This window comes from Streptomyces omiyaensis (assembly GCF_014650895.1).
Classification (GTDB): Bacteria; Actinomycetota; Actinomycetes; order Streptomycetales; family Streptomycetaceae; genus Streptomyces; species Streptomyces omiyaensis.
The window spans coordinates 57335-83187 of the sequence record NZ_BMVV01000006.1 but is presented as its reverse complement, the minus strand read 5'-3'; the positions used below and the strand labels follow the sequence as shown (position 1 = coordinate 83187).

The 25853-nt window shown below is 73.7% G+C and carries 22 protein-coding genes; 15 read left to right on the top strand and 7 right to left on the bottom strand.

The window, feature by feature from the left end:
- Positions 1 to 92: 92 nt before the first annotated feature.
- The 3 genes from IE287_RS12085 (at position 93) to IE287_RS12075 (ending at position 2924) form a co-directional block, all read left to right on the top strand.
- On the top strand, positions 93 to 1031 hold the full coding sequence (locus IE287_RS12085; protein ID WP_229883429.1) for a helix-turn-helix transcriptional regulator: 939 nt from the start codon (positions 93 to 95) through the stop codon (positions 1029 to 1031).
- Positions 1032 to 1406: 375 nt separating this feature from the next.
- Positions 1407 to 1910: a hypothetical protein gene (locus IE287_RS12080; protein WP_189848987.1), complete on the top strand. Its 504-nt coding sequence runs from the start codon at positions 1407 to 1409 to the stop codon at positions 1908 to 1910.
- A gap of 510 nt (positions 1911 to 2420) precedes the next feature.
- A complete protein-coding gene (locus IE287_RS12075) occupies positions 2421 to 2924 on the top strand; it encodes a GNAT family N-acetyltransferase (RefSeq protein ID WP_189848986.1) in 504 nt (167 codons plus the stop codon).
- 91 nt (positions 2925 to 3015) lie between these two features.
- On the opposite strand, the gene aspS is transcribed toward IE287_RS12075, so the two are convergent.
- Positions 3016 to 4833, bottom strand: coding sequence for an aspartate--tRNA ligase (gene aspS / locus IE287_RS12070; RefSeq protein ID WP_189848985.1), 1818 nt, complete (start codon positions 4831 to 4833; stop codon positions 3016 to 3018).
- A 145-nt stretch (positions 4834 to 4978) separates the two neighbouring features.
- Between aspS and IE287_RS12065 the strand changes: the two genes are divergently transcribed.
- Positions 4979 to 7105 (top strand): ATP-binding SpoIIE family protein phosphatase, encoded by a 2127-nt coding sequence (locus tag IE287_RS12065; protein WP_189848984.1) that lies wholly within the window; start codon positions 4979 to 4981, stop codon positions 7103 to 7105.
- 186 nt (positions 7106 to 7291) lie between these two features.
- Positions 7292 to 8104, top strand: a complete 813-nt coding sequence (locus IE287_RS12060) for an MBL fold metallo-hydrolase (RefSeq protein ID WP_189848983.1) — start codon at positions 7292 to 7294, stop codon at positions 8102 to 8104.
- Here the strand turns inward: IE287_RS12060 and IE287_RS12055 are convergent.
- From IE287_RS12055 to IE287_RS12045, 3 genes are all read right to left on the bottom strand, one after another.
- Positions 8101 to 9120, bottom strand: a complete 1020-nt coding sequence (locus IE287_RS12055) for an AI-2E family transporter (protein ID WP_373307846.1) — start codon at positions 9118 to 9120, stop codon at positions 8101 to 8103. The two genes, IE287_RS12060 and IE287_RS12055, sit on opposite strands and share 4 nt — an antisense overlap.
- Positions 9121 to 9304: 184 nt before the next feature.
- Complete coding sequence (locus IE287_RS12050) at positions 9305 to 10060, bottom strand: pirin family protein (protein WP_189849229.1); 756 nt, start codon at positions 10058 to 10060, stop codon at positions 9305 to 9307.
- Between the two features lie 157 nt (positions 10061 to 10217).
- Complete coding sequence (locus IE287_RS12045; protein ID WP_189848981.1) at positions 10218 to 10715, bottom strand: SseB family protein; 498 nt, start codon at positions 10713 to 10715, stop codon at positions 10218 to 10220.
- A 240-nt stretch (positions 10716 to 10955) separates the two neighbouring features.
- Here IE287_RS12045 and IE287_RS12040 point away from each other — a divergent pair, with 240 nt between their 5' ends.
- Both IE287_RS12040 and IE287_RS12035 read left to right on the top strand, forming a co-directional pair.
- Positions 10956 to 12785 carry an acyl-CoA dehydrogenase gene (locus tag IE287_RS12040; RefSeq protein WP_189848980.1) on the top strand — a complete coding sequence of 610 codons (1830 nt, stop codon included), beginning with the start codon at positions 10956 to 10958 and terminating at the stop codon, positions 12783 to 12785.
- 228 nt (positions 12786 to 13013) lie between these two features.
- Positions 13014 to 14321, top strand: a complete 1308-nt coding sequence (locus IE287_RS12035; protein WP_189848979.1) for a M18 family aminopeptidase — start codon at positions 13014 to 13016, stop codon at positions 14319 to 14321.
- 66 nt (positions 14322 to 14387) lie between these two features.
- Here IE287_RS12035 and IE287_RS12030 read toward each other — a convergent pair whose 3' ends face one another.
- Entirely contained in the window at positions 14388 to 16199 is a 1812-nt protein-coding gene (locus IE287_RS12030) for an NHL domain-containing thioredoxin family protein (RefSeq protein ID WP_189848978.1), read from the bottom strand.
- A gap of 209 nt (positions 16200 to 16408) precedes the next feature.
- Between IE287_RS12030 and IE287_RS12025 the strand changes: the two genes are divergently transcribed.
- The 7 genes from IE287_RS12025 (at position 16409) to IE287_RS11995 (ending at position 22750) form a co-directional block, all read left to right on the top strand.
- Positions 16409 to 17893, top strand: a complete 1485-nt coding sequence (locus IE287_RS12025) for a CLIPPER-2 domain-containing protein (protein ID WP_189848977.1) — start codon at positions 16409 to 16411, stop codon at positions 17891 to 17893.
- Between the two features lie 3 nt (positions 17894 to 17896).
- Positions 17897 to 18646: a bestrophin-like domain gene (locus IE287_RS12020; RefSeq protein ID WP_189848976.1), complete on the top strand. Its 750-nt coding sequence runs from the start codon at positions 17897 to 17899 to the stop codon at positions 18644 to 18646.
- Positions 18647 to 18688: 42 nt separating this feature from the next.
- Positions 18689 to 19177, top strand: a complete 489-nt coding sequence (locus IE287_RS12015; protein WP_189848975.1) for an LURP-one-related/scramblase family protein — start codon at positions 18689 to 18691, stop codon at positions 19175 to 19177.
- A 175-nt stretch (positions 19178 to 19352) separates the two neighbouring features.
- The gene (locus IE287_RS12010; RefSeq protein ID WP_189848974.1) at positions 19353 to 19733 is read left to right on the top strand and encodes a hypothetical protein; all 381 of its coding nucleotides are present in this window, start codon (positions 19353 to 19355) and stop codon (positions 19731 to 19733) included.
- Positions 19734 to 19746: 13 nt separating this feature from the next.
- Entirely contained in the window at positions 19747 to 21204 is a 1458-nt protein-coding gene (locus tag IE287_RS12005) for a hypothetical protein (RefSeq protein ID WP_189848973.1), read from the top strand.
- Between the two features lie 37 nt (positions 21205 to 21241).
- Positions 21242 to 21853 (top strand): hypothetical protein, encoded by a 612-nt coding sequence (locus tag IE287_RS12000; RefSeq protein WP_189848972.1) that lies wholly within the window; start codon positions 21242 to 21244, stop codon positions 21851 to 21853.
- A gap of 84 nt (positions 21854 to 21937) precedes the next feature.
- A complete protein-coding gene (locus tag IE287_RS11995) occupies positions 21938 to 22750 on the top strand; it encodes a histidine kinase (RefSeq protein ID WP_189848971.1) in 813 nt (270 codons plus the stop codon).
- Between the two features lie 24 nt (positions 22751 to 22774).
- On the opposite strand, the gene IE287_RS11990 is transcribed toward IE287_RS11995, so the two are convergent.
- Entirely contained in the window at positions 22775 to 24031 is a 1257-nt protein-coding gene (locus tag IE287_RS11990) for an SMI1/KNR4 family protein (RefSeq protein ID WP_189848970.1), read from the bottom strand.
- The gene (locus IE287_RS11985) at positions 24024 to 24827 is read right to left on the bottom strand and encodes a carbon-nitrogen family hydrolase (protein ID WP_189848969.1); all 804 of its coding nucleotides are present in this window, start codon (positions 24825 to 24827) and stop codon (positions 24024 to 24026) included. The genes IE287_RS11990 and IE287_RS11985 overlap by 8 nt, the downstream gene beginning before the upstream one ends.
- A gap of 163 nt (positions 24828 to 24990) precedes the next feature.
- On the opposite strand from IE287_RS11985, the gene IE287_RS11980 reads away from it, so the two are divergent.
- A complete protein-coding gene (locus tag IE287_RS11980; protein WP_189848968.1) occupies positions 24991 to 25818 on the top strand; it encodes a maleylpyruvate isomerase family mycothiol-dependent enzyme in 828 nt (275 codons plus the stop codon).
- Positions 25819 to 25853 lie beyond the last annotated feature (35 nt).

The following is a 25853-nucleotide window of genomic DNA, read 5'->3' as shown; positions in this document are numbered from 1 at the left end:
GGCGTACCACTGGGGGGTGGATCATGCACGACACGCATGGCCTTGAATTACTGGGCCTCGGTACGGATCAGGAAGCGGTGTACCGCTGCCTGTTGAACGGAAGTCCGGACAGTCTCGACGAGCTCGCCGGTCGGCTGGGCATCGCGGAGGTCCGGCTGCGCGAATGCCTCGACGACCTGGTCGACCTGGAGCTGCTGAGACCTTCCCGGGACTCGCCCGGCATGCTCCGCGCGGTCAGCCCGGAGACCGGCTTCGAAGCCATCCTGCGGCGGCAGGAGGTCGAACTCCTGCGCCGCCAGCAGGAACTGGCCCACAGCAAGGAGGCCGTCGCCCGCACCGTCGCCGCCTACGCAGCCGACCGTCCCGCCTCCGGCGCGGGGGACGCCGAACGCCTCATCGGGCTCGACGCCATCCAGTCCCGTCTGGAGAGGCTCTCCCGCGACCTCACCGAGGAGTGCTGCTCCATCGAACCGGGCGGCGCCCAGTCCCAGGCCAGCCTCGACGCGGCCCGCCCGCTCGACGAGCGGGCCCTCGCCCGGGGCGTGAGCCTGCGGACGATCTACCAGGACAGCGCCCGCAACGACCCGGCGACCTTCGCCTACGCCCGCTGGCACACCGAGAACGGCGGCCAGATCCGCACCTGTCCCGAGACCCCGCCCCGGATGCTGGTCTTCGACGGCCGGATCGCCGTCGTCCCCATCGATCCGGCCAACACCCGCCTCGGCGCCCTCTGCACCAGCGCCCCCGGCATCGTCGCCCCGCTCCTCGCCCTCTTCGAGCAGACCTGGGAGGTGGCCGTCCCGCTCGGCGCGGACCACCGGGCGGGCCGCGACGACGCCGGCGGCCTCTCCCCCGCCGAACAGAGCCTCCTGAAACTCCTCGCCGGCGGCCTCACCGACGAGGCCGCGGGCAAACGGCTCGGCGTCTCCGTCCGCACCGTCCGCCGCCAGATGGCCGCCCTGATGGAACGCCTCGAAGCGGCCAGCCGCTTCGAGGCGGGCCTGAAGGCCGCCCAGCGCGGCTGGCTCTGACCCGGCCCCGCCGCCCCTCCTCACCTCTCCTCCGTCCACCGGGCCACAGGCTCCGCACTGCCGGTCCCGCGGCGTCCCGCCGCGGGTCTCCCCGGCCTGCGGCGCACGCCGACGAACCGGACGGACCGGGATCCGGGCAGGCCCGCCGAGGCGGGCCTGCCCGCCTCGGCGGAGCCGGCGGGCGGGCGGCGGGCCGCGGAGCGGACCACGGCCCGCGCGGAGGGGGCGCGGCCCTGCACCGCGGCGCGGTGCGGCCGGCGGGCCCGCCGGGCCCGCCGGGCCCGCCGGCGGCGGCGCCGTTCCTGGAGAACTCCGATGAGGTCTTCACGTAAACAAGAGTTCCCGAGCCGCCCATTCGTAAACTAGAGTTGTCGCATGACGTACGCAGAGGAGCTACCCGCGGAAGAACTGACCGGCCTCGAATCGGCGCTCCACGCCGCACTGAACCCCCTGGCCACCGCCCTGCGCGCCCGCACCACCGGGCAGCCGGAGGAACACATGTGGCGGGGCGAGCCGGTGGACGTCGCGCTCTCCGTGCTGGCCGCGTGGAAGGTCGTGGACCAGGAGGTCAAGCGCCTCACCGCCATCGCCGCCGGCACGGCGGGGTCCTACGGGGCGAGCTACGAACAGCTGGGCGCCGTCTGGGGCATCACCCGCCAGGGCGCCCGCAAGAAGTGGCCGGACGCGGTGAGCCGCCCCGCCCCCGGGACCCTCGCCCTCGACCTCTTCGGCGGCCGCGCCGAGCTGACCCCGGCCGGCGGGGGCTGGACGTGGACGGCCACCGCCGCCGACGGCACCAGGAGCGACGCCACCACAGCCCCCACGAAGGAGGAGGCGGCGGCACTCGCGGGCGCCTTCCTGAAGGAGCACGCCCGCTGAGGGTCCGGCGGGCGCCATCCGCACCGGCGCCGGCGCCGGTGCGGATGGCGTCGGGGTCGAAGCCCGTCGTGGGCGTGGCGACGACCCCCCTCGCCGTCCGCCCCTTCGTGCGCCCCAGCGCCGGCAGGCCGCGCTCCGCCCCGTTCCGCGGATGGAGCGCGTCCTGGTCGAGCGTGGTCCGCAAGCCGGTGCGGGCGGAGCTCGATCACCCTTCCCGGCCCGCGCCGCACGGTGATCCGCACCGCGAGGGGCCGCCTCGTCACGGAGACGGTCATCCGCCACAACCCGAGCGCCCCCGCCCCGGAGGCCGTACCCGTACCGACGCCCGCCCCGGAGCCCGTATCCCTACCCGTACCGACGCCCGCCCCGGAGCCCGCACCCGTCCCCCTGCCCCACCTGCGGCGGCTCCCGGAGCGGCCCTGCCGCGTACACGGCTCCGCCGGCGCCCCCGCCCCGGCCGGCGGGCCGGTGCGATACTGCGGGCCCTGCGTGATCAGAGGGGGTCGAGGGATGACGGACGACATCGCCGTCGAGGTGATCGCCGCCGAGCGGCTGGAGCTGGTGCCGCTGGAGGTGGCGCACGCCGAGGAGATGGCCGGGGTGCTGGGGGATCCCGCGCTGCACGTGTTCACCGGGGGCGAGCCGGAGAGCCCGGAGGAGCTGCGGGCGCGGTACGCGCGGTGGGAGGCCGGGGCGCCGGAGCCGGGGACGACCTGGTGCAACTGGGTGCTGCGGGAGCGGGACGGCGGGCGGCTCGTCGGGACCGTGCAGGCGACCGTCACCGGGGCGGGCGCCGAGGTCGCCTGGGTCGTCGGCACCGCCTGGCAGGGGCGCGGGTACGCCGGGGAGGCGGCCCGGGCGCTCGTCGGGTGGCTGCGGCCCCGGGTCCGCACCGTCGTCGCGCACGTGCACCCCGGGCACGCCGCCTCCGCCGCCGTCGCCCGCTCCGCCGGGCTCGTGCCGACCGGGGAGGTCCACGACGGCGAGGTCCGGTGGGAGTCGCCGGCCGGGTGAACGGCGAAGGGCCCGGGATCCCCGTCGGGGATCCCGGGCCCTTCGTGCGCGGGCCCTCAGCGCGCCCGAACGCTCAGCGCGCGCGGAGTGCTCAGCGCGCGGCGTCCGGGTGGACCGAGTCCGTGACCGGGCGGTCGTCCACGAGCTTCTTCTCGACCGGCTTGCGGAGCTGGATGTTCAGCTCGCGCAGGCGGGTCTCGTCGAGCTCCGTGGGGGCGCCCATCATGAGGTCCTGCGCGTTGCCGTTCAGCGGGAACGCGATGGTCTCGCGGATGTTGGGCTCGTCCGCGAGGAGCATGACGATGCGGTCGACGCCGGGGGCGATGCCGCCGTGCGGCGGGGCGCCGTACTGGAAGGCGCGGAGCATGCCGGCGAACTCGGACTCGACGGTCTCACGGCTGTAGCCGGCGATCTCGAAGGCCTTGAACATGATGTCGGGCTCGTGGTTCCGGATGGCGCCGGAGGACAGCTCGATGCCGTTGCAGACGATGTCGTACTGCCAGCCGAGGATGTCCAGGGGGTCCTTCGTCTCCAGGGCCTCCAGGCCGCCCTGGGGCATGGAGAAGGGGTTGTGCGAGAAGTCGATCTTGCCGGTCTCCTCGTCCTTCTCGTACATCGGGAAGTCGACGATCCACGCGAAGCGGAAGACGTTCTCCTCGAACTGGCCGGCGCGCTTGGCGGCCTCGACCCGGACCGGGCCCATGATCTTGGAGACCTCGTCGAACTCGCCGGCGCCGAAGAAGATCGCGTGGCCGGGGACGAGGCCGAGGCGCTCGGTGAGGACCTTGACGTTCTCCTCGGTGAGGAACTTGGCGATGGGGCCGGTGAGGGCGTTGCCCTCGCCGACGCGGACCCAGGCCAGGCCCTTCGCGCCCAGGGAGACGGCGAAGTCGCCGAGGGAGTCGAAGAACTTGCGCGGCTGGTCGCCGGTGTCCGGGACGGCGAGCGCGCGGACGTGCTTGCCGGCGAAGGCCTTGAACTCGGAGTTCTCGAACACGTCGGAGATGTCGACGAGTTCGAGGGAGGTCCGCAGGTCCGGCTTGTCGTTGCCGTACTTGAGCATCGACTCGCGGAAGGGGATCCGCGGGAACGGCGAGGTGACGTGGCGGCCGCCGCCGAACTCCTCGAAGAGCTCCGTCATGAGCTTCTCGATCGGCTGGAAGACGTCCTCCTGCTCGACGAAGCTCATCTCGACGTCGAGCTGGTAGAACTCGCCGGGCGAGCGGTCGGCGCGGGCGTCCTCGTCGCGGAAGCAGGGCGCGATCTGGAAGTAGCGGTCGAAGCCCGAGATCATGAACAGCTGCTTGAACTGCTGCGGGGCCTGCGGGAGCGCGTAGAACTTGCCCGGGTTGAGACGGGACGGCACGACGAAGTCACGGGCGCCCTCGGGGGAGGTCGCGGTGAGGATCGGGGTCGCCATCTCGTTGAAGCCGAGGGCCACCATCTTGGAGCGGATCGCCGCGATGACGGCGGAGCGCAGCATGATGTTGCGGTGCATGCGCTCGCGGCGCAGGTCGAGGAAGCGGTACTCCAGGCGCCGCTCCTCGTTGACGCCGTCGTCGGCGTTGATGGTGAAGGGGATCTGCTTGGCGGCGCCGAGGACCTCGACCGCGCCGACCTCGACCTCGACCTCGCCGGTGGGGAGCTCGGGGTTGACGTTCTCCGCACCGCGCGAGACGACCTTGCCGTCGACGCGGACGACGGACTCCTTCGTCAGCTTGTCGAGCGCCTCGTAGGCGGGGGTGCCGGGGCGGGCGACGAGCTGCGTGATGCCGTAGTGGTCGCGCAGATCGATGAAGAGGATGCCGCCCAGGTCGCGCCGATTGTGCAGCCAGCCGCTCAGCCGGACGTCGGTGCCGACGTCAGAGGCGCGGAGCTCGCCGCAGGTGTGGGACCTGTACCGATGCATCGTCGTTCATCCAGTCTTCGGGATTCAGGGGGAAAGCCGTGGCCGTGACGGCGTCAGGGCCTTCCCAAGCCTACCGGGACACCCAAGATCGCGATTCGAATACTCTCGGTGGCGACACGCAGTCCGATATTCATAAAGTGGGGCAATGCGCACCGAGGACGTCCTGGCCGCGATCGCCACGGGCCTGTGGCGCTGGGACAACGCTTCCGGGATCGTCTCGCTCGACGCCGAGGCCGCCCGGCTGCTCGGGCTGCCCGCCGAGCCGGTGCGGCTGAGCGAGGCGGCGGTGCGCTCCCGCTTCCACCCGGTGGACTGGAACGAGATCGACGGCGTGGTGAACCTGGCGGTGGCCGAGGGCACGCTCGCCGAGGCCCGGCTGCGGATCATGGACGAGCGGGGCCGGGTGGTCCGCACGGTCCGCAGCCGGTCCAAGCCGCTGATCGAGGGCGGCGACTACCAGCTGATCGGCACGCTCCAGGAGGTGGCCGAGCCGCAGCCGGGGACGGCCGGGCCGCACACCCCGATCACGGGCGACTGGCGGCGCTCGCGGGAGGCCTTCCTGCTGGACGCGGGACGGGCACTGGCCGAGGCGCGGTCGACGGCGGAGGTGCTGCGGGTGGCGGCCTCGCTGTCGATGCCGGGGTTCTCGCCGGACGGGCTCGCGGTCTTCGGGATGTCGGGCGAGCGGCTCACGGTGATCGGGCACCACGGGCAGCGGGACGGCGACGAGGCCCCCTTCACCTCGATGTCCCTGGCCACGGACTACCCGGCGGCGGAGGTGGTGCGGACCGGCCGGGCGCTCTACCTGCCGTCCCCGGAGGAGTACCGGCGCCGCTTCCCGATGACGTGGCCGCTGGCGGAGCGGTTCGAACGGCAGTCGTGGGCGTTCGTGCCGCTCGTGGTGGCGGGGCGGACGATGGGCGCCTGGATGGCCGCCTTCAAGCACCCGGTGGCCTTCACGCCGGACGAGCGGTCGGTGCTGACGACGGTGGCGCGGATGCTGGCGCAGGCGCTGGCCCGGGCCGGGGTGGCGGAGTCGGAGCGGGAGCTGTCGCTCGGCCTCCAGCGGACGATGATGCCGGTGCTGGGCCCGGGGATCCCGGGGATCCGGATCGCGGCGCGGTACGTGCCGACCGGCGGCGGGCTCCAGGTCGGCGGCGACTGGTACGACGTGATCCGGCTGCCCGGCGGCAACGGCTCCGGCGCGGGCCGGATCGCCCTGGTCATCGGGGACGTGCAGGGGCACGACGTGCGGGCGGCGGCGCTGATGGGGCAGCTGCGGATCGCGCTGCGGGCGTACGCCTCCGAGGGGCACCGGCCGGACGCGGTGCTCTCGCGCGCCTCGCGGTTCCTGTACGGGGTGAACGACGGCTACTCCGGCGAGGAGGGGGCCTCCGGTGCGGGCGGCGGGCCGCGCTTCGCGACCTGTCTCTACCTGGAGGTGGACCTGGAGACGGGGACGGTGGACATCGCGCGTGCGGGCCACCCTGACCCGGCGGTGCGGATGATGGACGGCACGGTGCTGCTGCGGCCCACGGCCGGCGGGCTGCCGCTCGGCATCGACGCCGACACCGACTACCCCACGACCCGGCTCACCCTGGACCCCGGCGAGACCCTGATGGTCTGCACCGACGGCCTCCTGGAGACCGGCGGGCACGACCTGGACAGCGGCTGGGAGCGGGTCAGGAAGCTCCTGGAGGAGCACCGGGGCGACGATCTGGAGGAGCTGGCCGACACCCTCGTGGAGGCCGTCCACGGGCCCGGTTCCCACTACACCACCGGGCCGCTCGCGGACCGGCGCGAGGACGACATCGCCGTCCTGCTGCTGTCCCGGCGGCCGGCCGCGACGGTGCGGGAGACGCCGCGCCGCACCCTGATGACGATCGCCCAGGCGGAGCCGGAGCGGATCGCGGAGGCGCGCGAGCAGATGCGGCAGCTGCTGCACGACTGGACCGACCGGGACCAGCTGGACTCGGCCGTCCTGATGGTCTCCGAGATGGTCACGAACGTCCTGGTCCACACCGACGGCGACGCCCTGCTGACCGCCGAGGTCGCCTGCGGCGACCAGGGCCGCCGGCTGCGCGTGGAGGTCTCCGACGCCAGCGACGAGCTGCCGCACAAGCGCCACCCGGGCGAGATGGCGTCCAGCGGGCGCGGTCTGGTGCTGATGGAGATGCTGGCCGACGTGTGGGGCGTGGAGCCGCGCGGCGAGGGCAAGACGATCTGGTTCGAACTGAACGAGCCGACGGGCCCGGAGGGATGCTGCCCCTGACCGGACGGGGCCGCTGCCCGTGGCCGGACGGGGCCGCGGGAGGGGGCCTTCCGGGGCGGTCGGGCGGGGCCCGGCGGGAGATTCGGCGGGGCCCGGCGGGACGGCCGGGCGTTCCGGCGCGCGGGGTGTCCCCGTACGGCGGAGACTGGTGGGGTACGGCCGCCCGGGGGGACCACGGAGCGTGCCATGGACACCCACAAGGTCGGCAGTGACACCACCGTCCTGGCCGACAGCCTGGAGGTGCCGGGGATCGGCCACCTCCCGGCCAACGCGTACGTGCTGACCGCCGCCGAGCCCGTCGTCGTCGACACCGGCCTCTCGCTCGCGGACCGGGACTTCGTCGCCGCGCTGAGCGGGGTGATGGACCCCCGGGACGTGCGCTGGATCTGGCTCACCCACCCGGACCGGGACCACACGGGCGGGATCTTCGCGCTCCTGGAGGCCGCGCCACGCGCGCGCGTGGTGACCACCTTCATCGGCTGCGGCATCATGACGACCGAGCGGGCGCTGCCGCTGGACCGGGTCCACTTCCTCAATCCGGGGCAGTCCCTGGACGTGGGAGACCGGTCGCTGCACGCCTTCCGGCCGCCGCTCTTCGACAATCCGGCGACCGTCGGCTTCTACGACGACCGGACCCGGATCTGCTTCACCTCCGACTGCTTCGGCGGTCCGATGCCCAGCGCCGAGCTCGCCGAGTCGGGGCACGCGAGCGATCTGAAGCCGGAGGAGCTGCGGGCCGCGCAGCTGCTGTGGGCGACGATCGACAGTCCGTGGGTGCACCTGGTGGACGCGGAGAAGTACCGGGCGAGCCTGGCGCCGATGCGGGAGATGGACCCGGAGATCGTGCTCTGCACCCATCTGCCGCCCGCGGTGCGGATGACGGACCGGATGCTGGGGACGCTGGCGCGGGTCCCGGACTCCGACCCCTTCGTGGGGCCCGACCAGGCGGCCCTGGAGGCCATGCTGCGGTCCTTCGAGCCGGGCGGGGCGCCGGTCTAGTCCGCGGGGGCCGGGGCGGCGGGTTCGTCGCGTGCGGGTCCGGTGCCGTAGCGGGCGCGGAGTTCGCCGAGGATGCCGGTCGCGGCAGCGGTGAGGGGGACGGCGAGGAGCATGCCGAGGATGCCCGCCACGGAGGCGCCGGCGGTGATGGCCAGCATGACGGCGGCGGGGTGCATCTGGACGGTGCGGCTCTGGACCATCGGCTGGAGGACGTTGCCCTCGATGACCTGGACGGCGAGGACGATGCCGAGCACCCACAGGGCGATGGCGAAGCCCCGGTCGGCGAGGGCGACGAGGACGGCGACCGCGCCGGAGAGGAAGGCGCCCAGGTAGGGGATGTAGGCGGTGACGAAGACGAGGGCGGCGAGGCCGACGGCGCCGGGCACCTGGAGGACGAGCAGGCCGACGCCGATGAGGACGGCGTCGACGAAGGCGACGAAGGTGGTGCCGCGCATGAAGCCCTCGACGGCCTCGAAGGCGCGGCGGGCCATGGCCTCGGCGGTGTCGGCGGTGCCGGAGGGGACGAAGGCGCGCAGGGAGCCGATCGCCTTGTCGGAGTCGCGGAGGAAGAAGAAGATCAGGAGGAGGGCGAGGACGGCGGTGGCGAGCATCTGGCCGACGACGCTGAGGCCGGAGATCACCCCGGAGGCGGCGGTGCCGCCGAACCTCTCCAGGAGCTGCTTGGCGTTCTTGGCGAGGTCCTCCAGCGAGGTCCCCGCGGCCCCGAAGTGCTCGGCGATGTCGACGGCGGCCTGGCGCAGCGAGGCGAGGATCTGGTCGCCGGTCTCGAGGAGGGCGGCGACGACGATGTAGCCGGCGCCGCCGACGACGACGAGGATGGCGGTGACGGTGACGGCGGCGGCGAGGGACCTGCTGACCTTCATCCGCACGAGTCGCCGGTAGAGGGGCCGCAGCAGCGCCGTCCCGAGGATGGCGAGCAGCACGGGGGTCACGGCCGTCTTGAAGACGACGCAGAGCCAGATGAAGACGGCGGCCACGCCCGCGACGAGGAGCATGACGGCGCACCAGGCACCGGCCTTGCGAGCGGGTTCGGGCAGCAGGGGCGTTCGGCTCGTCTCCACCCGCCCATGAGATCACGCCGGTGCCGGCGGGACGCGGACGTGACGGGCCGTCCGGGCGGCGCCCCGCCGGCCCGCGCGCGGGCCGGGCCCCCGCGGAGGGGGCCCGGCGCGCCGGCTGTTACCCGCCCATCCCGTGGACCGCCGGGATGGTCCCGAGGCGGCCGGCCTGGAAGTCCTCGAAGGCCTGGCGGAGTTCGGCCTGGGTGTTCATGACGAACGGGCCGTAGTGCGCCATCGGCTCGCGGATCGGGCGCCCGCCGAGGAGGACGACCTCCAGGTCGGGGGTGTTCCCGTCCTGCTTCTCGTCCGCGCGGACGGTGAGCGAGCCTCCCTGGCCGAAGACCGCGGTCTGGCCGAGGTGGATCGGGCGGCGCTCGGCGCCGACGGTGCCGCGGCCGGCCATGACGTACGCGAGGCCGTTGAAGTCCTCGCGCCAGGGCAGGCTGATCTCGGCGCCGGGGCGGAGCGTGGCGTGGATCATCGTGATCGGGGTGTGGGTGATGCCGGGGCCCTCGTGTCCGTCGAGCTCGCCGGCGATGACGCGGAGCAGCGCGCCGCCGTCGGGGGAGGTGAGGAGCTGGACCTGGCCGCCGCGGATGTCCTGGTAGCGGGGGGCCATCATCTTGTCGGAGGCGGGCAGGTTGACCCACAGCTGGAGGCCGTGGAAGAGGCCGCCGCTGACGACGAGGGACTCCGGCGGGGCCTCGATGTGGAGGAGGCCGGAGCCGGCGGTCATCCACTGGGTGTCGCCGTTGGTGATGGTGCCGCCGCCGCCGTTGGAGTCCTGGTGGTCGAAGGTGCCGCCCTGGGGGGCCGTGGTGACGGCGAGCACGGGTCGCGGGGCGGCGTCGGCCGGGGCGACGACGCGCGGCAGGGTGGCGGGGCCTCCTTGGTGCGGCCTGAGGGCTGGATGGCCTTCTCGGCCTGTCCTCGTGCCCCCACTTTAGTTGAATGCTGAACTTCTTGCCACCCGGAACGCGGAACGCCCGGAAGGAATTCCTCCCGGGCGCTCTTCACCACTTCAGGATCGGTCAGCCGTACATCCGCCGCATCGCGAAGTCGACCATCTGCTCCACGGCCTTCGCGTCGAAGACGATCCGGTGGTCGCCCTCCATGTCGAGGACGAAGCCGTACCCGGTCGGGAGCAGGTCGATCACCTCGGCGCCGGTGATCACGAAGTACTTCGACTCCTTGCCCGCGTACCGCCGCAGCTCCTTGAGCGTGGTGAACATCGGGATCACCGGCTGCTGGGTGTTGTGCAGGGCGAGGAAGCCGGGGTTGTCGCCGCGCGGGCAGTAGACCTTCGAGGTCGCGAAGATCTGCTGGAAGTCCTCGGCCGACAGGGTGCCGGTGGTGAAGGCGCGGACGGCGTCGGCGAGGGAGGGCGGCGAGGGCTCGGGATAGAGCGGGGCCTGCTGCTGCCCGTACCCCCCGGCCATGCCGGCCTGCGGGGGGTACTGCCCCTGCGGGGGCGGTGCGTACTGCTGCTGGGCGGCGCCGCCGTCCCCGTGCTGCCCGTATCCGTACATGGCCCCAGCCTAGCGAGCGGGCGGCCCCCGCAGGGGCCCGCGTCCGCACCCCGGGCGCACGCCCCGCGCCGGGGCGGCGGACGCGCGCCCGGCGCGAGGCGCGTCACAGATCTCCCGCCAGGGGTTGCTCTTATTACCGGCGGGTAGCATCATCGGAGAGAAGAGTGCGCTACTCGTGGGTAGGAAGCGGGTGGCACTCGGCACGAGGAACCCCTCCCCGATCTTTACGGAGCCGTCGCCATGGGGCACTACAAGTCGAATCTCCGCGACATCGAGTTCAACCTCTTCGAGGTGCTCGGCCGCGACAAGGTGTACGGCACCGGTCCGTTCGAGGAGATGGACGTCGAGACCGCCAAGAGCATCCTCGACGAGATCCGCCGCCTCGCCGAGAACGAGCTGGCCGAGTCCTTCGCCGACGCCGACCGCAACCCGCCGGTCTTCGACCCGGAGACCAACACCGCCCCGGTTCCGGCCACCTTCAAGGCCTCGTACAACGCCTTCATGGAGTCCGAGTACTGGCGCCTGGGCATCCCCGAGGAGATCGGCGGCACCGTCTCCCCGCGCTCCCTGATCTGGGCCTACGCGGAGCTCCTGCTCGGCTCGAACCCGGCCATCTGGATGTACTCCTCCGGCCCGGCCTTCGCCGGCATCCTCTACACCGAGGGCAACGAGCAGCAGAAGAAGGCCGCCCAGATCGCGGTCGAGCGCCGCTGGGGCTCCACCATGGTCCTCACCGAGCCCGACGCCGGCTCCGACGTCGGCGCCGGCCGCACCAAGGCCGTCCAGCAGGAGGACGGCTCCTGGCACATCGAGGGCGTCAAGCGCTTCATCACGTCCGGTGAGCACGACATGGAGGAGAACATCCTCCACTACGTCCTCGCCCGCCCCGAGGGCGCCGGCCCCGGCACCAAGGGCCTGAGCCTCTTCCTCGTCCCGAAGTACGAGTTCGACTGGGAGACCGGCGAGCTCGGCGCCCGCAACGGCGTCTACGCCACCAACGTCGAGCACAAGATGGGCCTCAAGGCCTCCAACACGTGCGAGATGACCTTCGGCGACAAGCACCCCGCCAAGGGCTGGCTGATCGGCGACAAGCACGACGGCATCCGCCAGATGTTCCTCATCATCGAGTTCGCCCGCATGATGGTCGGCACGAAGGCGATCTCCACCCTCTCCACGGGCTACCTCAACGCCCTGGAGTACGCCAAGGAGCGCGTCCAGGGCACCGACCTGGCCCACTTCATGGACAAGGCGGCCCCCAAGGTCACCATCACGCACCACCCCGACGTCCGCCGCTCGCTGATGACGCAGAAGGCGTACGCCGAGGGCATGCGCTCCCTCGTGCTCTACACGGCCTCCGTGCAGGACGCCATCCAGCTCAAGGAGGCGGCGGGCGAGGACGCCAAGGCCCTGCACGGCCTCAACGACCTCCTGCTCCCGATCGTGAAGGGCTACGGCTCCGAGAAGGGCTACGAGCAGCTCGCGCAGTCGCTCCAGACCTTCGGCGGCTCCGGCTTCCTCCAGGAGTACCCGATCGAGCAGTACATCCGGGACTCCAAGATCGACACCCTCTACGAGGGCACCACCGCCATCCAGGGCCAGGACTTCTTCTTCCGGAAGATCGTCCGCGACCAGGGCGCCGCGCTGAACACCCTCTCCGAGGAGATCAAGAAGTTCCTCGCGGTCGGCACCGGCGGCGAGGAGCTGGCCGGCGCCCGCGACGCGCTCGCCAAGGCGGCCGTCGACCTGGAGGCGATCGTCGGCAAGATGATCACCGACCTCACCGCCACCGGCGAGGACGTCAAGAACATCTACAAGGTCGGCCTCAACACCACCCGCCTGCTCATGGTCTCCGGCGACGTCGTCGTCGGCTACCTGCTCCTCAAGGGCGCGGCCGTCGCCGCCGAGAAGCTCGCCTCCGGCACCGCCGGCAAGGACACCGCCTTCTACCAGGGCAAGATCGCGGCCGCGAAGTTCTTCGCCGCCAACGTCCTGCCCGGCGTCTCCACCGAGCGCCTCCTCGCCGACGGCGTGGACGGCGGCCTCATGGACCTGGACGAGGCCGCGTTCTAGAACGCGCCTGGTCCTTACTGGAACGGCCCGTCCCCGGGGAGGGGGGCGGGCCGTTCCGCCACCCTCCCGCGCCCCGGCCCCGCCTCCGGGCCCCCGCGTCCGCCCGCCGGGTCCCGCCGGGCGGGGAGGCACGCGCCGGCGGGGAGCGGACCGGGAGCGTCCGGCACCCGCCACGCGGTGACCGGTACCCGGACGGGGCCGTACGGGTGGCTGCGTAAGGTGGGACGCATGAGCAGCGCAGCTTCCCGACCGGCGTCCGCACCCTTCGGCCCCGGCCACACCGATGACCTGATGTCCTTCCTCGCGGCCTCCCCCTCGCCGTACCACGCGGTGGCCAACACCGCGGAACGGCTGGAGAAGGCGGGCTTCCGCCGGGTCGAGGAGACCGCGGCGTGGGACGGGACCAGCGGCGGGAAGTTCGTCACCCGCGGGGGCGCGATCATCGCCTGGTACGTGCCCGAGGGCGCCACCGCGCACACGCCGTACCGGATCGTCGGCGCCCACACCGACTCCCCCAACCTGCGCGTCAAGCCCCACCCCGACATGGGCAACCAGGGCTGGCGGCAGATCGCCGTGGAGATCTACGGCGGCACCCTCCTCAACACCTGGCTCGACCGCGACCTCGGCCTCGCCGGCCGCCTCACCCTCCGCGACGGCAGCCACCACCTCGTCAACGTCGACCGCCCGCTGCTGCGCGTCCCGCAGCTCGCCATCCACCTCGACCGCTCGGCCAACGACGGGCTCAAGCTCGACCGCCAGCGCCACATGCAGCCCGTCTGGGGCACCGGAGAGGTCCACGAGGGCGACCTCGTCGCGTTCGTCGCCGGCGAGGCGGGCGTGGACGCCGAGGACGTGGCCGGCTGGGACCTGATGGTCCACGCCGTCGACGCACCCGCCTACCTGGGCCGCGACCGCGAGCTCGTCGCCGGCCCCCGCATGGACAACCTGCTGTCCGTGCACGCCGCCGTCGCCGCGCTCATCGCCGTCGCCGGCCGGGACGACCTGCCGTACATCCCCGTCCTCGCCGCCTTCGACCACGAGGAGAACGGCTCCGAGGCCGACACCGGCGCCCAGGGCCCCCTCCTCGGCACCGTCCTCGAACGCTCGGTCTACGCGCGCGGAGGCTCCTACGAGGACCGCGCCCGCGCCTTCGCCGGCACCGTCTGCCTCTCCTCCGACACCGGCCACGCCGTCCACCCCAACTACGCGGAGCGGCACGACCCGACGCACCACCCGCGCGTCAACGGCGGCCCGATCCTCAAGGTCAACGTCAACCAGCGGTACGCCACCGACGGCACCGGCCGCGCCCTCTTCGCCGCCGCGTGCGAGAAGGCGGGCGTGCCGTGGCAGACGTTCGTCTCCAACAACGACATGCCCTGCGGCACCACGATCGGCCCCATCACGGCCGCCCGCCACGGCATCACCACCGTCGACATCGGCGTGGCGATCCTCTCCATGCACAGCGCCCGCGAGCTCTGCGGCGCCGAGGACCCCTACCTGCTGGCGAACTCCCTGGTCGCGTTCCTGGAGGGCTGACCCCCCACGGCAGGGGCCCCGCTCGCGGTGCGAGCGGGGCCCCTGCCGTGTCCGTACGCCGCCGGTTCAGGCGTCCAGGCCCGCGAGGATCAGCGGCAGACGGCTCGCGCCGGCGTCCGTGAGCCTCACCGGCACGCCCCAGTCCTGCTGGTGGACGTGGCAGGCCGGGTACTCGTTGGCCGGGTCGTCGTCGCAGGAGGCGGCCATCGCCGAGACGTGCAGGACGCCCTCGGTGAGGGCCGGGTTCAGCTCCAGGTCGCGGAAGAGCTCCGTACCGGTTCCCTCGCCGGACAGCAGCAGCTCCGGCGGGGTGGAGGAGACCAGCAGCCGGGTCGAGGGACCGTAGCGCTCGTCCAGCTTCTGGCCGGTCGGGGCCGTGAAGACGACGTCGAGGCGGAAGGCGCCGGGGGCGACCTCGGTGGCCTCGCGCCGGGTGCGGTGGGCGACCGCCTCCACCTTCACCGCCTCCTCGGGAAGCCGCAGCCGGGTGAGGCGGTGGCGCGCCGACTCGACGACGACGATGTCCTCGCCGACGAGGACCGCGTCGCTGGGCTCGCGCAGATCGGTGGCGAGGGTGGTGACCTCGCCGGTGGCCGGGTCGTAGCGGCGCAGGGCGTGGTTGTAGGTGTCGGAGACCGCGACCGAGCCGTCGGGCAGGGCCGTCACGCCGAGCGGGTGCTGGAGGAGGGCCTGGCCGGCGTCGCCGTCCCGGTGCCCGAAGTCGAAGAGGCCGGTGCCGACGGCGGTGTGGACGGCACCGTCGGTGTCCACGTACCGCAGGGCGCTGGTCTCCGAGTCGGCGATCCAGAGGCGGTCCTCGGTCGCGGCCAGCCCGGACGGCTGGGCGAACCAGGCCTCGGCGCCGGGCCCGTCGACGAGCCCCTCGTTGGTCGTGCCGGCCGCGACCTCGACGGTCCCGTCCGCGGGGTCGTACGTCCACAGCTGGTGCACGCCGGCCATGGCGATCCACACCTTGCCGCGCCAGTAGGCGACGTCCCACGGCGAGGACAGGTCGACGTCGAGCGCGGGGCCGGAGGTCGGGGACCCCTGCCACCACTGCTTCCCGGTGCCGGCGATCCGCTCGGTCTCCCCGGTGGCCGGGTCGAAGCGGCGGAGCGCGTGGTGCACGGTGTCGGCGACGACGACCGTCCCGTCCGGCAGCAGCGCGAGGCCCTGCGGCTCGCGGAAGACTCCCTCCCCGCCGATCCGGCGCACCACCGTCTCCCCGTCGGGGGCCAGCTCGACCAGCTGGTGCCGGGTCGTGTCCGAGACGAGCAGGTTGCCGCCGGGCAGCACGAGGGCCTTGCCCGGGAACCGCAGATCGGTGGCGACGGGCTCCGGCGGCACGTAGGGGCCGTCGCCGCGCCGCAGCGTGCCCTTGGCCTCGTGCTCCGCCTCCAGCTCCTCGACGAGCGTCCGGAGGGCGTTGGCGTGCCCCTCGCCCGCGTGCTGGGCGACGATGTACCCCTCCGGGTCGATCACGACCAGCGTCGGCCAGGCCCGCACGGCGTACTGCTTCCAGGTCGCGAGCTCCGGGTCGTCGAGCACCGGGTGGTGCACCTCGTACCGCTCCACCGCGTCCACGACGGCCTGGTGCTCGGCCTCGTGCACGAACTTCGGCGAGTGCACCCCGACGATGACGAGGGTGTCCCGGTGCTTCTCCTCCAGCTCCCGCAGCTCGTCGAGGACGTGCAGGCAGTTGATGCAGCAGAAGGTCCAGAAATCGAGGATCAATGTGCGACCTCGGAAGTCGGCGAGCTTCAGGTCCTTCCCGCCGGTGTTGATCCAGCCGCCCTTGCCGATCAGCTCGGGGGCACGGACACGGGCACGGCGGCGGGGCGCAGGAGCAGGGGTGGGCTCCGGGGCAGCATCGTTCATCCTTCAAGCTTGCCATCCGCCCGTGAAGGGGCCGTGAAGGGCCCGTCACGGGAGGGACGGGCGTACGGGTGGATCGGTGGGGCCGAATGGGAGGCGCCCGCGTGTCCCGGGGGCGACGGGAACGGGGCGGGCGGTGGCATGGGCCCATGAGTGTTGCGGGCAGGTCATCCGACTATGGCTGCTTTCGGGTGAGGGCCCGGGGGCGCGGAGTGTCCCTGATCCTCGCCGGGGTGCTCGTCGCGCCCGGTCCGGTGCTGGCCGGCGGCGGCGTCGCCCTGGCCGACGGGGCCGGGAGCGGGGGGCTGCGGCTGGGCGTCGTCGTCAACGGCCGGCAGGAGGCCGGCGCGCGGCCGGTCCCGGTGCGGGCCGGGGCCGAGGTGGTGAAGCGGTACCTGCTGGTGAACCGCGGCGGCGCCGATCTGTACGAGGTGCGGGTCGGCGATCCGGGGCTCCCGGCGGGCGTCGCCGTGCGCTGCCCGCGGCGGACCCTCGTCGGGCTCACCTCCATGGAGTGCCGGGCCCGCTTCCGCGCCCTCCCCGGGGTCCGCACCGCCACCGTCCGCGCCGAGGGCCGGATCCCCTCCCTCGGGCTGACCTCCACCGCGACCGGCCGCGGCGGCTACACCGGCGTCACCGCCTCGCTCGCCCTCCGCGAGCGGGTGAGGGTCGCCCCGCCGTCCCGGCCCGCCACGCGTGCCCTCGGCGCCGGCACCGCCGCGGCCACCGTCACGTACACGGTCACCAACGGCGGCAACCGCGCCCTGCACGACGTGCGCGTCACCGACCCCGCGCTCCGGCTCTCCGGCGCGGGGCTGGACTGCGGCGGGCGGCCCGGGGTCGTCCCCGTGCTCGCGCCCGGCGCGTCCGCGGAGTGCGCCGCGACCGTCCGGCGGCCGGCCGGGACGCACCGCAGCACCGGTCTCGCCACCGGCACCGACCGGGTCCCCACCTACGCCCCCGGCGGACTCCGGCTCGCCGCGCCCCTGCTCACCGCACGCGCCGGGGCCTCCTTCACGGTGCCCGCCCCGGCTCCCGAACCGACGCGGGAGCCGGTGCGGGAGCCGGTGCGGGCGGGCGGGCCCGCGGGGCTCGCCCCGGGCGGGGCCTCCGCCGCTCCCGCGCGTCCCCGGCCCGCTCCGGGCCCGCCCGGGAACGCCGCCGCGCCCGTGCCCCCGCCGGCGGCCGTGCTGCCGTCCGGCCCGCCCGGGCCGGAGATCCCCCCGGCCGCCGGGGCGCCCGGGGCGGCCGCCGGGACGGCCGGGGCCGGGGCCGCCGCGCCGGGAGTCGCCGCGCCCGGGGGAGTCGCGGCCGGGCCGGGAGCCGACGGGGGAGCCGACGGGGGAATCGGCGCGGAAGCCGGGGAGGGGGCCGGCGGAGGAGGGATGGGGTCGGGCCCGGGCACGGGCTCGGGCTCGGGCCAGGGGACGGGCTCGGGCTCGGATTCGGGAGAGGCGGCCGGCGGGGAGGGTGGCGGCGGTACCGGCGGCACGGGTGGAGCCGGGGAGGTGCCGGCGGGTGGGCTCACCCCGCCCGAGGCCGTGCGCCGGGCCGCCGCCGGCGACGACGAGGGCTTCCTCGGTCGGGTGCGGCGGCGCGGACGGGAGGCGGAGGAGATGGGGGTCGTCGTGATGCTGCTGCTGATCCTGATGCCCGCGGCCCTCGCCGCCGCGCTGCTCGGGAACCGGAGGAGCTGACCCGTGGCCCTGCTCGAAACCCTCGTGGTCGTCCTCGGGGTCGCGCTGCTCGGCGCGCTCGCCGTGGTGCTGAAGACGCGTCTGTTCCCCGTCGCCGAGGACGAGGAGCCCCGCGAGGACGTCGCCGAGTACATCGCCATGATGGTCTCGGTGCTCTACGCGATCGTCCTCGGTCTCTGCCTGGTCTCCGTCTGGGACACCCGGTCCGCCGCCTCCGACCACGTCCAGGCCGAGGCGAGCGCCCTGCACCAGACGTACCTGCTCGCGGACGCGCTCCCCGACGACCGGCGCGAACCGCTGCGTGCGGCGGCCCGGACGTACGCCGGGCACGTGGTCGACGTCGAGTGGCCGATGATGGCCGCCCGGCAGCCGCTGGACGCCTCGGGCTGGCGGCTGCTGGAACTGCTCCGGCAGGCCGGCGAGGTCGGCGACACCGCCTCCGTCTCCCAGCAGATCGCGGCGCAGGAGGTGCTCGCCCAGCTCGGGTACGTGGACGACGCCCGGCGCGGCAGGGAGGCGGCCGCGCAGGAGCGGCTGTCACCGGTGCTGTGGGCGGGGCTGATCATCGGCGGGGTCCTGACGCTCACCTTCATGTTCATCTTCGGGATCCACCACACCCGCACCCACGTGGTGATGGTGATGGGTCTCGCCGGCTTCATCGCCTTCACCGCGCTGTTGGTCCATCAGCTCGACGATCCCTTCGGGGCGATGCTGGGCACGGGACCGGACGCGTTCGTCCGGTACTTCACCTGAGCCCGCTGTTTCACGTGAAACAGCGGGAGGGAGACATCCCGTATGAAATACCTCGTACGGGACAAGATCTTCGCGATCGGCGACGACTACTGGATCGAGGACGAGAGCGGCCGCCAGGCCTTCCTCGTCGACGGCAAGGCCCTGCGGCTGCGCGACACCCTGGAGCTGAAGGCCCCCGACGGGCAGGTGCTCGTCACCCTGCGGGAGAAACTCCTCAGCCTGCGCGACGCGATGACGATCGAGCGGGACGAGCGGCCCCTCGCGACCGTGCGCCGCAAGCGCCTGTCCCTGCTGCGCAACCACTACAGGGTGACGCTCGTCGACGGGACCGAACTGGACGTCAGCGGACGGATCCTGGACCGGGAGTTCGCAGTCGAGTACGACGGCGAGCTCCTCGCCCACATCTCCCGCCGCTGGCTCCGCGTCCGCGACACCTACGCGGTGGACGTGGTCCGCGACGACGCCGACGCCTCGCTCATGATCGCGGTGGCCGTGTGCGTGATCCGGATGGCCGAGCGGGGAGGGGAGTAGGACCGGGGAGGTCCTGTGAGGCTCTGGCCAACGCAGCTTGTGTCCACGGCGCGGACAGGGAAACATACGGTGCACATGCAAAGTGCTGTTCGTCGTACCGCCATGGGGGCTTCGCGAGATGGGTTTTGACGGGGAATCGACCGGCCTTCGGTCCATCGCGCAGGAGCCGGTGGGCATGCGCCTGAACCAGCTGGACGACGGGACCGGCGGCCACGGCGGCGCCGGGGGCGCTCCGGACCTGCGGACCGCGCCCGAGAAGAAGAGGGCGGCGGCGAACACCATCGAGACCGAGCTGGAGCCCGACACGGGCAAGGCCGCCAAGTGGGCGGACGAGGCGACCACCACGGCCGTCGCCACGTTCGGCGGCTGGGCGGTCGCCGCCGGCCTGAAGACGGTCGACACCACCTGGAACAACCAGGTCAAGACGCTGCTCGGGCGCCTCGCGCACGAGAAGGGCGCGCTGCGCGGCACCGTCGTCACCCTCACCGGGCAGGACCTGGCCGTCCGCACGGAGATCGCGGGCGTGCGGCCGGTCTCCTCGATCGCCGGGTACTGAGGGGGCCGCCGCCATGCTGACGTACGCCGAGATCATGACCACCGACCTGGGCAAGCTCTCCACCGCCGCCGACAAGTGGGACGAGATGGCGAAGGAGCTGAACAAGGTCGAGCTCCGCTACCGGGACAGCGTGCAGGCGCTGCCCGCCTCGCCGGCCTGGATCGGCCAGAGCGCCGTCGCCGCGCGGACCAACTTCGCCGCCACCCGCTACGAGTACCAGGCGGCGCAGACCCAGGCGAAGGCCACCGCGACGCTGCTGCGCAACGGACACCAGCAGTTCGTGGAGCTGAAGAAGCAGCTGGAGTCGGCCCGCGCCGACGCGGTGAAGGCCGGCATGAAGGTCTCCGAGGAGGGCCGGGTCGCCTACGACTACGGGCGGCTCACCCCCGGCGAGCGGCAGGCCGCGGCACACGACCCGGACCACGCCCGCAGCGTCCGGGAGGCGGAGAGCTCCTGGGCCCAGCAGATCGACGGCTGCGTGAAGGCGTTCGACCTCGCCGACCAGGACCTGAAGAAGGACCTGGAGGCCGTGGTGAAGGACGGCGGCGGCGGCGCGAACGACGAGACGCTCGGCACCGGCTTCAACGGCGGTGCGGACAAGGTCGCCGCGGCCGACGACAAGGCCAAGGACGAGCGGATGAACCTCGCCTGGCTGGAGATGAAGGACAACGAGACGCTGGACGACTACCTCAAGCGTCTCCAGCGCGACGGCATCGCCAAGCTCACCGGCAACCCGCAACTCGCCGACCTGGTGTCCAAGTTCACCAACGGCACCATCACGGCGGGCGCGTTCACCGGCGCCCTGACGGCCGTCGGCATGTACTCGTACAAGCTCTCCAAGGCGCTGCGGCCGCCCTTCGTGCACCCGACCGCGCCCGGCACCCTGCTCTCCAAGCACTTCAACATGCGCCTCGCGGGCGCCGCGCCCGGCAGCCTGCTCAGCAAGGTCCCGCCGGGTCTGGCCACCGCCCTCACCGGCTCCGACGAGGCCGCCATGTGGGGCGGGTTCATGCGGAACGGCTCCTTCTTCATGCCGACGGCCGCCGAGGCCAACCTGCTCAAGGTCGCCAAGAACGGCGGCATGGCCAACGCGGCGAAGGCGGCCGGCTGGCTGCGCGGCGCCGGCGTCGTCGGCGGCGTCGCGGCCACCGCGTACGGCGTGGCCAACCTGACCACGTACAACACCGACATGATCAAGGCGGATCCGGCGAAGTTCGCCTCGGACCTGACCGGCACGGCCTTCAGCGCGTCCATGACGATGCTGACCGTCGCCCCGACCCCGGTCACCCTCGGCCTCGCCATCGGTACGGGCGTGGCCTACGGCGCTGCCCTGATCTGGGACAACCACGAGGCCATCGGCAAGGGCCTGGAGCAGGCCGGCGACTGGGTCGGCGACAAGGCGTCCGACATCGGCGACGGGATCAAGGACGGCGCGAAGAAGCTGGGCAGCGCGCTGAACCCGTTCGACTGAGCAGTCGCCGGGACCGACCGAGAGGGACACAGGGAACATGCACACCGACGTCACCCCCTTCGAGCTGCACCGGTGGAAGGAGGGGGGCCGGCACGACTACCGGGCCGGCTTCAGGGGGGCCTCGCGGGAGTTCGGCGAGATCGTCCTCACCGCCCCGCTGCCGCGGAGCAACGCGGAGGCCGCCGTCGTCTCCGAGCTGCGCGGCGGCATGCTCCCCACGGCCTCCTTCGAGGCGCGCGGGATCCACACCGACGTCGTGAAGCTGCCCACCCTCAACCGGTCCACCCTCCGCGTCGGCGACCGGGTCGTCCCCATGTCCCGCAACCGCGCGGGCATCACCCTCGACCAGCGCGCCCTGCACCTGCGGTACGCGGGCGACGCCTACCGGCTCTCCGCCCTCGACAAGCGCGGCTACGTCCTCACCCGCCTGCCGGACGACGAGGACCCCGGGGTCACCGTCACCGTGCGCGAGTCCGGGCGCGGGAAGAAGCAGCGCCTGGCGGTCGAGGCGGCCGGCCGCGCGGAGGGCGGCGACCTGGCCCTGGCGCTGATCTTCGCGGGGGTGGACCGGTCGGCGCTGACGCGGCTGGGGGCCGTGAAGGCGGGGGTCTCGCGGGTGACGCACCTCTTCGCGGAGTCCCAGTACTGATCCGCCGCGCGTCCTCCCCCTCCCCTTCCCCCGTACCTCTCCCCCCTTGTCCCCCTCTTCTTCTGCGAGCGAGTGAGCGAAAAGATGCCTTCCTTCGATGTGACCCGGTCCCGTTTCCGTCTCAGCGACGAGCACGTGTTCGTCCTGGCCCAGATGGCGACCGGGCAGCCGGTCCCGGAGGCCATGGAGGGCGCCCGGACGGCACTGCGGGAGGCCGGGCTGATCGACGCGGACGGGAACCTGTCCGTCCTGCTGCTGCCCCTGATGCAGACCGTCGTCCAGCCGACCGTGATCGTCTCCCTGGAGGCCGGCGGCCGGCAGGGCGCCCTGCTCCACGGGCTGCTCATCGGCGAGGAGCACGTCGTCTGCCACGAGAGCTGGCCGGGCGAGGAGGAGGCCGTCTACCGGCTGGTCGAGCCGCGCACGGTGGTGTGGACGCTCGCCGACCTCGTCGCGCTCCGTCAGTCCGGCGGCGCGCCGGCGGACGAGGCGGTCGTCGAGACGACGATCGGGGTCCTGGAGGCGGGCCTGGCCGCCCTGGAGAAGGCGGCGTCGACGCCGGGCGCCGACGAGCGGGCGCTGGTGACCGCGGCGCTGGAGGCCGCGGGCGGACCGGCAGGCCCGCTGGCCGACCTGATCGTGGAGCTGCGCTCCCAGTGGCGCGTCACGGCCGCCTGGCAGGGGGCCCAGGAGGGCGAGCGGGGGGTCGTGGCGCGGGTCGTGGCGGCCTGGGACTGCGGGCCGCTGGGCTACTGGCAGCGCGAGCTGCCGGCGGAGCCGGTCTCCGAGGGCCAGGTGACGCCGGAGAGCGCCTTCCGTCTGCGCCGGGTCACGCCGAAGCGGCTGTGGCAGGCCCTGACGGACCTCCTCCCGGACGCCGCCGAGCTGGCCGCCTGAGCGGGCGGGAACGCCCCGGGCCCCTCAGCCCCGGGGCGCCTTCCGCGGCGCGTACGCGACCAGGTCCATGGGGTCCTCGTGCGGGTACAGGAGGCGGGGGAGCCCTTCCTCGTCGAGCTCGCCGCGCAGCCAGGAGAGCAGCACGCCGGTGAGGGTGCCGGTGAGCGGCGGGCCCTGCGGGGCGTGGCGGGGGACGACGACGAGCGGCCAGGCGTCGGGGTCGTCGCCCTCGGTGAGCCAGCACAGCTGGTCGCCGTCGATCGAGCTCGCGAAGGGCAGCAGGCCGCCGGGCTCCGGCCAGGCGGCCAGCGGGTGGCGGTCCGGGAAGCTCGCGCGCAGGCCGCGGTAGTTGTCGGTGCACCAGCGGGCCCAGGCCACGAGGTCGTACTCCCCGGTGCCCAGCGGCAGGTGGAGGCGGAGCCAGTCGCGCCACTCGCCGCCGCCGTACGCCTCCGCCAGCCGCACGTACTCCGCGGGGAGCCGGGTGCCGAGGCTCTCGTGGACCCACGCCCAGTCCCGCTCCCCGAGGTACGGCTCCGGGGGCGGCGGGAGGAGCGCGACGAGGGCGTCGAGTCCGGTGCCGCCGCCCGCGAGCGCGGCGCGCTGCGCGGCGGTCGGCGCGGGGCGGCGGGGCGGCGGGGTCCAGGGCCCGGCACCGGCGCCGGCGAGGCCGCTGCGGGCGAGGACCGGGCGCAGCCCTTCGGCGACGAGGACGGCGAGGGCGGGCAGCAGCGGGAGGCCGAGGTGGCGCCATGGGTCGCCGCCCGCGCGTTCCCGCTCCGGGCTGTGGACGACGACCGGCCAGGCGTCGGGGTCGTCGGAGGCGGTGGTGTCCCAGAAGAGGGTGTCGGAGGTGCCGGTCTCGGCGAAGGGCAGGACGCCGGGGGCCATCCTGCGGGTCTCCGTGACGAAGTACCCGTAGTCGAAGCCGCCGGGGTCGCGGGCGTACGGGGTCTGGAGCCAGAGCCGTTCGCCGAGGGCGACGGGGCCGTAGACGGTGGCGACCGCCTTGTAGTCGGCGGGCAGCGGCAGGCCGAGCCACTCCTCGACGGCGGCCCAGTCGACGGGGATCGCGGGTCCCTCGGGCGGCGGCCCGAAGAGCCCGGCGAAGGCGGCGACGTACCCGGCGGCGGCCCGCTCGGCGGCCGCCGCCTCGTGGGGACGCGCGGCGGCAGGCCCGTGGGGGGCCGCCGCCGCCTCGTGGGAGCCCGCTGCCGCGGGTCCGTGGGGGCGCGCGGCGGCCGCCTCTCGGGGGGCGCTCGGGCGGGGCGCGTCAGACACGCGGCCGCAGCGGCGCGGTGATGCCGAGGACGCGGTCCTTCAGGGCGGGGAACTCCTCGCGGATCGCGGCGGGCTTCGCCGGGTCGAGGACGGCCCGCAGGACCTCCTCGCCGGGGCCCGCCTCCGCGAGGATCTCGCCCCAGGGGTCGACGACCAGCGAGTGGCCGGCCTGCTCGACGCCGGCGTGGGTGCCCGCGGTGCCGCAGGCGAGGACGTACGCCTGGTTCTCGACGGCCCGGGCCCGGGCGAGGAGCCGCCAGTGGGCGAGGCGGCGGGCCGGCCAGCCGGCGGGGACGACGAAGGCCTCGGCACCGGCGTCCACGAGGCCGCGGAAGAGCTCGGGGAAGCGCAGGTCGTAGCAGGTGCCGACGCCGACGGTGAGGTGCGGCAGGTCGAAGGTGACCAGGTCCTCGCCGGCCGCCATGAGGACGGCCTCGCCCTTGTCGAAGCCGAAGCGGTGGATCTTCCGGTAGGAGGCGGCGAGCTCGCCGTCGGGGGAGAAGACGAGCGAGGTGTTGTAGAGGGCGCCGCCGGCGGCCTCCACGAAGGAGCCGGCGTGGAGCCAGACCTCGGCGTCCCGCGCGGCGGCGGCCATCGCCTGGTAGGTGGGGCCGTGGAGGGGTTCGGACCCGGGGGCGTAGAGGTCGGCGGCGAAGGCGCCGACGGGCCAGAGTTCGGGGAGGACCACGAGGTCCGCGGTCCCGCGCTCCTCCCGTACGAGGCGGGCCGCGCGGGCCCGTCGGTCGGCGACCGGTTCGTCCGGGTCTACCGCGATCTGGATCAGCGAGGCGCGCACACTACCACCGTCCTGGCGTTGAAGCCGTCAACACCGGCCTACGATCGTCACACGAAAGCACTGCCGGGGTGCTCCCGGGGAGCGTAACTTAGCGTCCGAGCCTCCCATTCCGCTGTCGCCCAGTCGTGTTTTCAGCCCGCACCGAAGAACGTCGAGGGGTCCCGTGACCGTCCATCCCAGCCTCCAGAACTACGCCGACGCCTGGACCCATTCCATCGAGGCGATAGCCGAGCTGGTGCAGCCCCTCGTGGAGGGCGAGTGGAACCGGGCGACCCCGTGCCCCGGCTGGTCGGTGCGCGACATCGTGTCCCATGTGATCGGCATGGAGACGGAGATGCTCGGGGACCCGCGGCCGATCCACTCGCTCCCCCGCGACCTGTACCACGTGCGCAGCGACTTCGCCCGGTACATGGAGGTGCAGGTCGACGTGCGGCGGCACCACACGGCGCCGGAGATGACCTCGGAGCTGGAGTACATCCTCATCCGCCGGGCCCGGCAGCTGCGCAACGAGAACCGCTCCCCCGACCACGTGATCCGGGCTCCGCTGGGCGCGGAGCAGACGCTGGAGCAGGGCTACCGGCTGCGGGCCTTCGACACCTGGGTGCACGAGCAGGACCTGCGGGTCGCGCTCGGGGTGCCGGGGAACCTGGACGCGCCGGGCGCGTTCGTCGCGCGGGACCTGCTCCTGGAGGCGCTGCCGAAGGTGGTGGCGAAGGGCGCGGGCGCCCCGGCCCACTCGGCGGTCGTGGTGGACGTGACGGGTCCGGTGGAGTTCCTGCGGACGGTGCGGGTGGACGCGGAGGGGCGGGGCACCATCGACGGGGCGCCGTCGCTGGGCCCCGCGGTGACGCTGGCGACGGACTGGGAGACGTACGTGCGGCTGGCGTGCGGCAGGGTCCGGCCGGCCGAGGTGGCCGACCGGATCAAGACCGAGGGCGACCCGGACCTGGCCGCCGCGATCCTCGACCACTTCGCGGTGACGCCGAACTAGGCCGTCCCCTTCGGATCGTTCCCGGCCCGGCCCCC

Bases quoted from the DNA above. Each gene is read 5' to 3' on its own strand.
- IE287_RS12080 (WP_189848987.1), top strand. From the start codon at position 1,407: ATGACGTACGCAGAGGAGCTACCCGCGGAAGAACTGACCGGCCTCGAA.
- IE287_RS12075 (WP_189848986.1), top strand. From the start codon at position 2,421: ATGACGGACGACATCGCCGTCGAGGTGATCGCCGCCGAGCGGCTGGAG.
- aspS (WP_189848985.1), bottom strand. From the start codon at position 4,833: ATGCATCGGTACAGGTCCCACACCTGCGGCGAGCTCCGCGCCTCTGAC.
- IE287_RS12065 (WP_189848984.1), top strand. From the start codon at position 4,979: ATGCGCACCGAGGACGTCCTGGCCGCGATCGCCACGGGCCTGTGGCGC.
- IE287_RS12060 (WP_189848983.1), top strand. From the start codon at position 7,292: ATGGACACCCACAAGGTCGGCAGTGACACCACCGTCCTGGCCGACAGC.
- IE287_RS12055 (WP_373307846.1), bottom strand. From the start codon at position 9,120: ATGCTCCTCGTCGCGGGCGTGGCCGCCGTCTTCATCTGGCTCTGCGTC.
- IE287_RS12045 (WP_189848981.1), bottom strand. From the start codon at position 10,715: ATGTACGGATACGGGCAGCACGGGGACGGCGGCGCCGCCCAGCAGCAG.
- IE287_RS12040 (WP_189848980.1), top strand. From the start codon at position 10,956: ATGGGGCACTACAAGTCGAATCTCCGCGACATCGAGTTCAACCTCTTC.
- IE287_RS12035 (WP_189848979.1), top strand. From the start codon at position 13,014: ATGAGCAGCGCAGCTTCCCGACCGGCGTCCGCACCCTTCGGCCCCGGC.
- IE287_RS12030 (WP_189848978.1), bottom strand. From the start codon at position 16,199: ATGAACGATGCTGCCCCGGAGCCCACCCCTGCTCCTGCGCCCCGCCGC.
- IE287_RS12015 (WP_189848975.1), top strand. From the start codon at position 18,689: ATGAAATACCTCGTACGGGACAAGATCTTCGCGATCGGCGACGACTAC.
- IE287_RS12010 (WP_189848974.1), top strand. From the start codon at position 19,353: ATGCGCCTGAACCAGCTGGACGACGGGACCGGCGGCCACGGCGGCGCC.
- IE287_RS12005 (WP_189848973.1), top strand. From the start codon at position 19,747: ATGCTGACGTACGCCGAGATCATGACCACCGACCTGGGCAAGCTCTCC.
- IE287_RS12000 (WP_189848972.1), top strand. From the start codon at position 21,242: ATGCACACCGACGTCACCCCCTTCGAGCTGCACCGGTGGAAGGAGGGG.
- IE287_RS11995 (WP_189848971.1), top strand. From the start codon at position 21,938: ATGCCTTCCTTCGATGTGACCCGGTCCCGTTTCCGTCTCAGCGACGAG.